Consider the following 10,226-nt stretch of genomic DNA (forward strand, 5'->3'; position numbering starts at 1 on the left):
TCGTCATCCCGTCGGCCCGGTGGCGGTGAGGGCCACCACCGGGCCGAGGACGAAGACGGCGGGCGGGCCGACGCCCTCCCGGGCGGCGACTGCGCCGATCTCGTCGAGCCGGGCGCGCACCGATCGTTGGTCGAGCAGCCCGGCGTCCTGCACGGCCAGCACCCGGCTCTCCGGGGCACGACCGTGCTCGATCAGCACGGTCGCGATCTTGGCGATGGTGTCGACTGCCATCAGCAGCACGACGGTGCCCCGGGCCCGGGCCAGCGCCGCCCAGTCGACGAGCGAGTCGGGGTGCCCCGGCGGCAGGTGCCCCGACACGACTGTGACGTCGTGCGCCACGCCGCGGTGCGTCACCGGCACGCCGGCCAGTGCCGGCGCGGCGATGGCGCTGCTCACCCCGGGGACCACTGTCACCGGCACACCGGCCGCCGCGCAGGCCTGCACCTCCTCGTGGCCGCGTCCGAAGACGTACGGGTCGCCGCCCTTGAGCCGGACCACCCGCCGGCCGGCGCGGGCGTGCGACACCAGGGCCGCGTTGATCGCCTCCTGGGCCATCGACGGACCACGGGGCACCTTGGCGGCGTCGACCACCAGCACGTCGGGGCGCAGTCCGGCGAGCAGCCCCTGCGGGGCCAACCGGTCGACCACCACCACGTCCGCCGCGTCGAGCAACGCCTTACCGCGTACCGTGATCAGGTCGTCAGGTCCGGGCCCGCCGCCGACCACAGCGACCGAGCCGTGGTCGTGAGCGTGCCCGTGCTCGTGCCCGTGGTGATGGTGGTGGCCGACCGGGTCGTCGGGGTGGTCGTGCGGGCGTTGCGGACGGCCCACCTTGTCGGCGAAGCCGGGCATCAGCACCCGGTACGCGCAGGTGTCGCAGTTCATCCGGATGTCGCCGCCCAGCGCCTCCGAGTAGCGTTCCCGCACCAGGTCGGCGAGGGCGTCGCAGTCGCCGACCACCTCGGCCACCCGCACGTCGAGGTCGGGGTGGGCGGCGGCGAACTCCGCCGACTGGGCGACGATCCGGTCCGGCAGCACCCCGGCGAACAGGAAGTACGGCGCGACGACGATCCGCCGCGCGCCGAGGCGGCGCAACCGCTCCAGCACCGCCGGCACCGACGGAGACGCGAGGGAGACGAAGCCGGGCTCGACACCCGCGTAGCCGCGACCCTCCCAGAGCAGCCGGGCGACCTTCGCGACCTCGGCGTTGGCGTCCGGGTCGGTGGAACCCCGCCCGATCAACGCGACCCACGTGCCGGCCCGGTCGACCGTGTCGGCCTGAACCGCACCGGCCAGTCCCGTGCCGGCGAGCGCCGCGTCGATGCGATCTTCGAGGGCCTCGTGCAGCAGCGGGTGCGGGCCGAGTGGGCGGCCGTAGCGGTAGCTCAGCCCGGGGTGACGTTCCTGCTCGCGGGCCATCGCGGCCGGGATGTCGCCCTTGCCGTGTCCGGCGGCGGTGAGCACCAGAGGCAGCGCCACCAGCGCCCGGTGCCCGCGCGCCACGAGCGCGCCGACCGCGTCGGTCAGCGGGGGGCGGGACAGCTCGATGAAGCCGCCCTCGACGTCGCCGACGTCACCACGACGGCGGACCCGCTCGACGAGAGCGGCGAACTGGTCGACCCCGGCCGCGCTGCGCGTGCCGTGCCCGACGATGACCAACCCGGTCATGACTTCTCCTCGACGTAGAGCAGGGCGTTGAGGGCGGCGGCGGCGACCGCCGACCCGCCCTTCTCGCCCACGTTGGACACCCCGGGCAGGCCGCTGGCCCGCAGCGCCGCCTTCGACTCGGCGGCACCCACGAAGCCGACCGGCAGGCCGACGACCAGCGCCGGTGCGGCGTCCACTGTGAGTAGTTCGACAAGCGCGGTCGGCGCGCAGCCGACCACCCAGACCGCGCCCGGGCCGACCCGGGTCAGTGCGATCCGCACGGCCGCCGCCGAGCGGGTGATTCCGGCCTCGCGGCCCAGGTCGGCGGCGGCCGGCTCGGCGACCGGGCAGACCAGCTCCAGGCCGGCCCGGGTGATGCCGGCGGCGACCATCGCCACGTCGGTGACCACGGGCGCCCCGGCACGCAGCGCCGCCAGGCCCGACTCCAGCGCCGCCTCGTCGCAGACCAGCTCGTCGACGTACGCGAGGTCGGCGCTGGCGTGCACCACCCGTTCGGTGACCGCTCGGCAGAGCGGCGGCAGGTGCGACAGGTCGACCCGCTCGCGCAGGATGCGGTACGACTCGACCTCGATGGGATGCACCACCCGGCTCATCGGGCTCCTTCGCAGGGGTCGGGCTCGACGACGCGGATCGCGTCAGGGTCAGCGACGACGCGGATCGCGTCGACCGGGCAGATCTCCAGGCACTCCAGGCAGCCGGTGCAGCGGTCGGCGCGGACGGTCAGGCCACCGGGGACGGGCCGGATCGCGTGCGTGGGGCAGGTGAGCAGGCAGGCACCGCACCCCTGGCAGGCGCCGATCGTCACGATCGCCACCGGTACCCCCGGGGTGTGACCATCCGGCCGGCGACCAGCCTCGTGTCGCTGTTGCCGACCACGACGACGCTGTACATGTCGACCGCAGTCGGGTCCACCGTGGTCAGGGTGGCCAGGTGCACCCGCTCGCTTGGGCGGCTGGCGTTGCGTACCACCCCGACCGGGGTGTCCGGTGGCCGGTGCGCGGCGAGGATGCCGAGCGCCTTGCCGAGCTGCCAGTCGCGTGCCCGGCTGCGCGGGTTGTAGAACACCGTCACGAAGTCGCCCTCGGCGGCGGCGGTCACCCGCCGCTCGATGACATCCCACGGCGTGTGCAGGTCGGACAGACTCACATAGGCGTGGTCGTGGCCGAGGGGCGCGCCGAGCAGCGCCCCGGCGGCCAGCGCGGCGGTCACCCCGGGCACACCCACCACGTCGATCCGCTCGTCGGCGTACTCCAGGGCGGGGCTGGCCATCGCGTACACCCCGGCGTCGCCGGACCCGACCAGCGCGACCGCCCGGCCGGTGACGGCCTCGGCGACGGCGGCGCGGGCCCGCTCCTCCTCCGCGCCCAGCCCGCTGGACAGCACCCGGGTGCCCGGGCGGAGCACGTCGCGGACCTGGTCGAGGTACTGGTCCAGGCCGACCACCACGGCCGCGCGCCGCAGCTCGGCCACCGCGCGAGGGGTGCGCAGGTCGGCCGCGCCCGGCCCGAGCCCGACCACGGCGAGCCGGCCGCGCGGCGCGTGCCGGGCCACCGCCACGGTGGCCATCGCCGTCGCGGTCTTTCCCACCAGCAGCGTGGCGTCGTCCGGTCGGCCCGCCGGGCCGAGCAGCGCCGCCGCCTCCGACACGCTCGGCGTGCCGACCGCGGCGCGGACCACGTCGCTGGGATGCGGTACGTCGACGGTGACCAGCCGCGTCGCCGGCCAGGTCACCAGGGGTACGCCGAGCGCGTCAGCGGTGCTCAGGATGCCCGCCTCGTCGGCTTTGACGTCGGCGCTGGCCAGGCAGCGCAGGCTCGCCGGGTCGAGGCCGGCCTCGGCCAGCACCCGGTGCAGCAGCTCCCCCACCTCGGCGGCCGGTACGCCCCGACTCGCGCCCACCCCGGCGACCAGCGACGGTGGCCGCAGCACGGCGGTCCGCTCGTCGAGCGGCACCACCCGGTCGGTGACCAGCAGCCGGTAACCGCCGTTCACGGCGTCCTCGTCGGTGGCCCGGACGTTCGGGGGCAGGGCGGGCAGCGGCCAGTCGGCGTCGGCGACCAGTCGGACCGGCTCGCCGTCCAGGATGGCCCGGGACACCGCGGCGACCGCGCCCTGCACGGGCCAGCCGAGGGTGTCCAGCCCCGGTAGGTCGACCGCGTCGGTGGCGGTGGTGATCACCGGTTGGGCGTCCAGCACCGCGCCGACCTGCTCGGCGAGGTCGTTGCCACCGCCGGCGTGTCCGCCGAGCAGCGCCACGGCGTGCCGGGCGGCCTCGTCGACGACCACCACGGCCGGGTCGCTGCGCTTGTCGGTGAGCAGCGGCGCGAGGATCCGCACCACCGCGCCGGTGGCCAGGAACGCGACAACCGCGTCGCACTCGGCCCAGGCGCCGCGCAGCGCGTCGGCCGCGCTCTCCCCCTCGACCAGTCGGGCGTGCGGCCAGGCGGTGGCCAGGGTGTCGGCGTGCCGTCGGCCGGCGGCGGTGGCCGCCACCAGACCGATCCGGACGGGCGGGTTTCGGTGGTTCACGGGCGCTCCCCGGTGAGGACGACCACCGGGTTGGTGGCCGCGAGGCGGATCGACCCGCCCGGCAGGTCGGCGAGGCGGGCGGCGGAGAGCTGGCTGCCCTCGACCGTGTAGCCGGCGGCGCGCAGCAGACCCACGGCCGGCGCGACCCGGTCCAGGGCGGCCAGGGTCAGCACCACCCGCTCGGGTTGGCGGGCCACGACGGCGGTGAGGGTGTCGGGGCCGCCACCCCCGACGAAGACCGCGTCCGGTTCGGGCAGGCCGGCCAGCGCCTGCGGGGCTCGACCGGTGACGAGCCGGACGTGCACGGCGTGCGCGGTCGCGTTGACCCGGATGGTCGCGCCGGCCACTGGGTCCTGTTCGACGGCGAGCACTGCCGCGCCGAGCAGCGCGCACTCGATGCCGACCGAGCCGCTGCCCGCGCCGACGTCCCAGACCAGCCGGCCCAGTCGGGGTCGCAGCCGGGCGACGACGAGGGCACGCACCTCCGACTTGGTGATCATGGAGTCGCGGTGGGCGTACCGGGTCTCCGGCAGCGCCCACCCGCCGGCCGGGGCGGCGGCCGGCTGGTTGTCGGAGCGCATCCCAGCGGGCTCGACCCGATCGGGCGCGGCGTCGGTGGTCGCGACGGGTGCGACGTCGGCGAGGCTGAGCAGGACGTGCGGGTCGGCCCACATCTCGGCGGCGGCCTGCTCGGGGGTCACCGCGCGGATCTGTTCGGCGGCGGTGCCCAGGTGCTCGGCGACCAGCAGGCGGCGGGACCATCCGACCAGGCCGGCGCCCAGCTCGGCCGCACCGGCGCCGGGTGCGGTGAGCACCGCGACCAGCGGCAACGCGCGGCAGGCGTTCAGGGCCGGTCGCGGGTCGCGGCCGTGCGCGGTGACCACGGCGGCGCCGTCCCAGGGCAGGCCGGCACTGGCGAACGCGGCGGCCACACTGGATACCGCCGGCACCACCCGCAGCGGCAGCCCGGCCGCGCGCAGCCGCCGGACGATGCCGAACAGGCCGGGATCCCCGCTGGCCAGCACGACGGCCGGCACCCCGGCGGCGACGGCCTCGGCCAGCCGGTGCACGGCGGGGGCGAGCGGCCCGAGGGTCACGGTGTCGGCGCCGGCCGGTACGGGCACCGCGGCCAGGTGCCGGGCGGCCCCGACGACCAGCCCGGCGGCGGCCAGCAGTGGCGCGAGCGTCGGGTGCGGTGGGGCGCCGACGGCGTCCAGCCCGACCACGGTCACGGCGCTCATCGGGGCCACCGGCCGGACGAGGCGACGACGTGTGAGCCTGCGAAGTCGACCATCGCCACGTCCACGGTGACCGTCGGCCCACCGAAGCGCCGCAGCACCTGGCGGACCCGTTGGCAGAGCAGGTCACCGGCCGGGGCGAGCAGTCCGGCGGCCTCCCACAGCTCGTACGCGTGCCGCCCCGTGTTGGCCTCGGTAACGGCGGCGACGAGCGACGCGTCGCCACCGGCCTCGGCGGTCACAGCCCCGAGCAGGGACAGGTCCACCTTGGAGCGCGTGTAGTGCGTCATCAGCACCCCGGCGGCGAGTTTGGCCAGCTTGCCGGCCATGCCGACGAAGACCACGCCGGTCATGCCGTCCTCCACCGCGGCGGTCACCGCGGCCCCGGTGAAGTCGCCGACCTCGACGAAGCAGACCTCGGGCAGGTCGGGCAGCAGCGCGCGGGCGGCCCGCTCGGTACGCCCGCCAGTGCAGAGCACCACAGTCGACTCGCCCTGGGCCGCCATCACGTGCACGGCCTGCACGACGCTGGCCCGCCAGGAGGCGGTGGAGAACGGGCGCACGATGCCGGTGGTGCCGAGGATCGAGATGCCGCCGAGGATGCCGAGTCGCCGGTTGGTGGTCTTGCGGGCCATGATCTCACCCCGCGGCACGCTGATCACCACGCGTACGCCAACCTCGCTGAGGTCGACCACCTCGGCCACCGCCTCGCCGATCATCCGCCGGGGGGTGTCGTTGATGGCCGGGCCGCCCACGATAAGCCCCAGACCGGGTTTGGTGACCGTGCCGACGCCGGCGCCACCGGCGAGCCGCAGACCGGGGACGTCGTTCCAGTCCACTGTGGCGGTCAGCTCGGCCCCGTGGGTGACGTCCGGGTCGTCGCCGGCGTCCTTGACCACCACCGCCTCGGCGCGCACCGGTGGGGTGCCGGACACCTCGCAGCGCTCGACCGGGAAGCGCACCCGCCGCCCGGCGGGCAGGCCGATCTCCACGTCCGGCTGGATCTCCCCGGTGACCAGCGCGGTGACCGCGGCCTTGGCCGCCGCCGTCGCGCAGGCGCCGGTGGTCCAGCCGGTACGCAACGCGGTGGGCCGTACCTTCGCGGTGCGCGGCAGGTCCGGCTCACGCAGCGGCGGCTCGGCGTACGTCATGGTGTGTGCCCCGGTGTGGCCGTCCCCCCGATGCGGGTGCCGGCCTGGCGGCGCAGCTCGGTACGGGCGGCCGGCTCGGCCTTGCGGAAGGTGTGGAAGTGCCCGGGGTGGTACAGGTGCGAGCGTGTGCCCTCGGCGGCGAGGGCCGGCCCGACGAGGAACAGGGTGTGCTTCCACAGCTTGTGCTGCTTGACCGTCGCCTCCAGCGTGCCGACCGTGCAGCGCACCACCAGCTCGTCGGGCCAGGTCGCCTGGTACGCGACCACTGCCGGGGTGTCCTCCGGGTAGCCTCCGGCCAGCAGCTCGGCCTGCACCTGCCCGGAACGGGCGGCGGAGAGGAACAGCGCCATCGTGGTGCCGTGCCGGGCAAAGTCCCGCACCCGCTCGCCGGGCGGCATCGGGGTCTTGCCACCCTCCAGGCGGGTGAGGATCACCGACTGGGCCACCTCGGGCACGGTCAGCTCCCGCCCGACGATCGCCGCGACGGCGGTGAACGAGGAGACCCCGGGCACGATCTCCACGGCGAGGCCGAGCGCCGAGCACAGCTCCAGTTGCTCCTGCACCGCGCCCCACAGCGCCGGGTCGCCGGAGTGGATCCGCGCCACGGTCAGCCCCTGCTCGGCGGCACGCTGGTAGAGCGGCAGCACGCCCTCGATGGGCAGCTGCGACGAGTCGATCACCTCCGCGCCGGGGCGTGCGTGGTCGAGCACGTCGGCGTGCACCAGGCTGGCCGCCCAGATCACGATGTCCGCCTCGGCGATCACCCGAGCGGCCCGCACTGTCAGCAGGTCCGCCGCCCCCGGCCCGGCTCCGACGAACCACACCTTGCCGTCGCTGGTCACAGCTTTCCTCCTCGGTGGTCGCGGCGGGCCGGCACCAGCAGCGTCGACAGGTACGGCAGGTCGTGCTCGGCGTCGTCGACCGGGCCGATCCGTTCACCGGGCAAACCCAGGCTGCGCCCGAGCACCGCGTCGGGGAGCCGGCCCTGTCGGCGCAGCTCGGCGAGCAGTTCGGGGTGCCGCCGCCAGCCCTTGTAGGCGACCACGGTGCCCGGCCCGGCGAGGGCGTCGGCGAACAACGCCAGACCCGCGGTGGCGGGCAGCAGGGTCAGCGGTTCGCGTCCCTCACAGAGCGGGGTGCCGCTGCGCGCCGCGAGCTCCTGCATGGCGGTGACGCCCGGAACGGTGGTCACCCGCAGGCCCGGGCGCAGGGCGCGGACGCTCTGCGCCAGGTAACCGAAGGTGGAGTAGATGTTGGGGTCGCCGATGGTGGCGAACGCGAGCGACCGCCCGCCGGCGTCGATCGTCTCGACCACCACCCGGGCCGCCTCGTCCCAGGCGGCCGCCCGGCGGGCGGTCACCCCGCCCCGGTCGTCCAGGGCGAACGGCAGCCGGCGCAGCCGGTCCACCGCGACGTGGTGCCGCACCGTCGCTTCGGCCCGCCCGGCGTCCGCACCCGCCGACGTCGCGGCGGCAGTCACCGTGGGTTCGACAGGGTCCGCCATCACGGGTACGAAGACGACGTCGGCCTCGCGCAGCACCCGCACCGCCTTGACGGTGAGCAGTTCCGGGTCGCCGGGGCCGACACCGACCCCGGTCAGCGTGGCGTCGGCGCTCATCGGCACGCCTCGACGAGCCGGCGGGCCGCGTCCGGGTGACCGGCCCAGTGGGTGTGCAGGTAGGAGGCGTGCACCCGACCGCTCACGAAGCCGTGCTCCGCGTCGTTCCAACGCCACGCCGGTCGGTCGCCGTGCCCCGGGTCGGTGGTGGTGCGGTGGAACTCGTGGCCGCGTACCGGCTCGCCGGCACGGGCCACCGGGGAGTCGGTGACCGCCACGGCCTCGCGGTAGCCGAGGGTGAGCCGGCCGGTCATCCGGGCGGTGAGGTCCAGCCGCCCGCACATCGGTACGTCGTCCAGGGACCGCCCGAGGTAGAGCAGCCCGGCGCACTCGGCCACGATCGGCCCGTCGAAGTCGGCCAGCTCGGCGCGGAGCATGGTGTTGCCGGCCAGCGCCTGGGCGTACGCCTCGGGGAAGCCGCCGCCGATGACCACCGCGCGGGTGCCGGCGGGCAGTGCCGGGTCGCGCAGCGGGTCGACGGTCACCACGTGCGCGCCGGCGGCGGTGAGCAGTTCGGCGGTCTCCGCGTACGAGAAGGTGAAGGCCGGACCACCGGCGAGCGCGACCACTGGCCGCTCGGCGCCGGCCGGCCCGCCGACGGCGGTGACCGGGTCCCACGCGGGGGTGGTCAGCGGTGCGGCGGTGCGGGCCAGGTCGAGCACGGCGTCCAGGTCCACTGTGGCGTCGACCAGCTCGGCGAGCGCGGTGACGATCGCCAGGGACTCGGGGGCCCGCTCGGCGACCGGGACCAGCCCGAGATGCCGGGCCGGCGCGGCCACCTCGGCGGCGCGGGTGACGGCTCCGAGCACCGGTACGCCCACCTCGGCGAGGGCGTCGCGCAGCAGGGTTTCGTGCCGGGGCGAGCCGACCCGGTTGAGGATCACCCCGCCGATGCGCACGGCCGGGTCGAAGGCGGCCATGCCGAGGGTGAGCGCGGCGGCCGAGCGGCCCTGGGCCGTGGTGTCCAGCACCAGCAGCACTGGCGCCTCGATCAGCCGGGCGACGTGTGCGGTGGAGGCGTAGTCGCGGCGGCCGACGGCGCCGTCGTGCAGGCCCATGACGCCCTCCACCACGGCGATGTCGGCGGGTGTGGGGACGCTCGCGCCGTGGCGCAGCAGACCGGCGATCCGTTCCGCCCCGACCAGGAACGGGTCGAGGTTGCGCCCGGGCCGGCCGGCGGCGAGGGCGTGGTAGCCGGGGTCGATGTAGTCGGGGCCGACCTTGTGCGGGCTGACCGTCAGGCCGCGACGGCGCAGCGCGGCGAGCAGCCCGGTGGCGATGGTCGTCTTGCCGTGGCCGCTGGCCGGTGCGGCGACGACGACCCGGGGCAGCGGCCGCGGGTCGGTGGTCGTGGTCACCACTCGATGCCCTTCTGGCCCTTCTGGCCGGCGTCCATCGGGTGCTTGACCTTGGTCAGCTCGGCCACCAGGTCGGCGGCGGCGACCAGGCGCGGGTCGGCGTCCCGTCCGCTGATGACGACGTGCTGGAAGCCGGGCCGGTCGGCCAGTGTGGCGACCACCTCGTCGACGTCCACCCAGCCCCACTTCATCGGGTAGGTGAACTCGTCCAGCACGTACAGCCCGTAGCGCTCGGCGGCGAGGTCGCGCTGGATCTGCCGCCAGCCCTCCAGGGCGTCGGCGGCGTGGTCGGCGTCGCCGCCGCGCTGGATCCAGGACCAGCCCTCACCCATCTTGTGCCAGGCGACCGGCGCGCCCTGGCCGGTGCGCTCGTGCACCTCGCCGAGCGCCCGGAAGGCGTTCTCCTCCCCCACCCGCCACTTGGCGCTCTTGACGAACTGGAACACGCCGATCGGCAGACCGGCCGTCCAGGCTCGCAACGCCAGGCCGAAGGCGGCTGTCGACTTTCCCTTCATGTGTCCGGTGTGGACGATCAGCAGTGGCTGGTGCCGTCGCTGCCGGGTCGTCAACCCGTCGGCGGGCACCACGCTCGGCTGTCCCTGCGGCATCAGCACGCTCCCCTTCGGGCGATCCTGCGGTTGGGGTCGGTCATCGGTGCCCGTCG

9 protein-coding genes and 1 pseudogene are annotated in these 10,226 nt (G+C 75.6%); all 10 read right to left on the reverse strand.

The window, feature by feature from the left end:
- Positions 1 to 3 precede the first annotated feature (3 nt).
- Positions 4 to 1,668 (reverse strand): uroporphyrinogen-III C-methyltransferase, encoded by a 1,665-nt coding sequence (gene cobA, locus CLT68_RS23080; RefSeq protein WP_099853942.1) that lies wholly within the window; start codon positions 1,666 to 1,668, stop codon positions 4 to 6.
- Positions 1,665 to 2,261: a precorrin-8X methylmutase gene (locus CLT68_RS23085; RefSeq protein ID WP_099853944.1), complete on the reverse strand. Its 597-nt coding sequence runs from the start codon at positions 2,259 to 2,261 to the stop codon at positions 1,665 to 1,667. Before CLT68_RS23085 ends, cobA begins: the two co-directional genes overlap by 4 nt.
- Positions 2,258 to 2,482 carry a 4Fe-4S dicluster domain-containing protein gene (locus CLT68_RS23090; protein ID WP_099853946.1) on the reverse strand — a complete coding sequence of 75 codons (225 nt, stop codon included), beginning with the start codon at positions 2,480 to 2,482 and terminating at the stop codon, positions 2,258 to 2,260. The genes CLT68_RS23085 and CLT68_RS23090 overlap by 4 nt, the downstream gene beginning before the upstream one ends.
- Positions 2,470 to 4,197, reverse strand: coding sequence for a precorrin-3B C(17)-methyltransferase (cobJ, locus tag CLT68_RS23095; RefSeq protein WP_099853948.1), 1,728 nt, complete (start codon positions 4,195 to 4,197; stop codon positions 2,470 to 2,472). The genes CLT68_RS23090 and cobJ overlap by 13 nt, the downstream gene beginning before the upstream one ends.
- A complete protein-coding gene (gene cbiE / locus CLT68_RS23100) occupies positions 4,194 to 5,555 on the reverse strand; it encodes a precorrin-6y C5,15-methyltransferase (decarboxylating) subunit CbiE (RefSeq protein ID WP_486482453.1) in 1,362 nt (453 codons plus the stop codon). Before cbiE ends, cobJ begins: the two co-directional genes overlap by 4 nt.
- Positions 5,516 to 6,586 (reverse strand): annotated as a pseudogene (locus CLT68_RS23105) (cobalt-precorrin-5B (C(1))-methyltransferase); the annotation flags it as partial. The pseudogene CLT68_RS23105 and the gene cbiE, both read right to left, overlap by 40 nt.
- Positions 6,583 to 7,428 carry a precorrin-4 C(11)-methyltransferase gene (cobM, locus tag CLT68_RS23110; RefSeq protein ID WP_099853952.1) on the reverse strand — a complete coding sequence of 282 codons (846 nt, stop codon included), beginning with the start codon at positions 7,426 to 7,428 and terminating at the stop codon, positions 6,583 to 6,585. The gene cobM and the pseudogene CLT68_RS23105, both read right to left, overlap by 4 nt.
- A complete protein-coding gene (gene cobI, locus CLT68_RS23115; RefSeq protein WP_099857515.1) occupies positions 7,425 to 8,204 on the reverse strand; it encodes a precorrin-2 C(20)-methyltransferase in 780 nt (259 codons plus the stop codon). Before cobI ends, cobM begins: the two co-directional genes overlap by 4 nt.
- Positions 8,201 to 9,562 carry a cobyrinic acid a,c-diamide synthase CobB gene (locus CLT68_RS23120; RefSeq protein WP_099857513.1) on the reverse strand — a complete coding sequence of 454 codons (1,362 nt, stop codon included), beginning with the start codon at positions 9,560 to 9,562 and terminating at the stop codon, positions 8,201 to 8,203. The genes cobI and CLT68_RS23120 overlap by 4 nt, the downstream gene beginning before the upstream one ends.
- Positions 9,559 to 10,170, reverse strand: a complete 612-nt coding sequence (gene cobO, locus CLT68_RS23125; RefSeq protein ID WP_099857517.1) for a cob(I)yrinic acid a,c-diamide adenosyltransferase — start codon at positions 10,168 to 10,170, stop codon at positions 9,559 to 9,561. The genes CLT68_RS23120 and cobO overlap by 4 nt, the downstream gene beginning before the upstream one ends.
- Between the last annotated feature and the right edge of the window lie 56 nt (positions 10,171 to 10,226).

It is taken from the genome of Micromonospora sp. CNZ299, from assembly GCF_002754415.1.

What these genes read in the sequence shown, in the direction of transcription:
- cobO (WP_099857517.1), bottom strand. Translation starts at nt 10,170, where the DNA reads ATGCCGCAGGGACAGCCGAGCGTGGTGCCCGCCGACGGGTTGACGACC.
- CLT68_RS23085 (WP_099853944.1), bottom strand. Translation starts at nt 2,261, where the DNA reads ATGAGCCGGGTGGTGCATCCCATCGAGGTCGAGTCGTACCGCATCCTG.
- cobI (WP_099857515.1), bottom strand. Translation starts at nt 8,204, where the DNA reads ATGAGCGCCGACGCCACGCTGACCGGGGTCGGTGTCGGCCCCGGCGAC.
- cobA (WP_099853942.1), bottom strand. Translation starts at nt 1,668, where the DNA reads ATGACCGGGTTGGTCATCGTCGGGCACGGCACGCGCAGCGCGGCCGGG.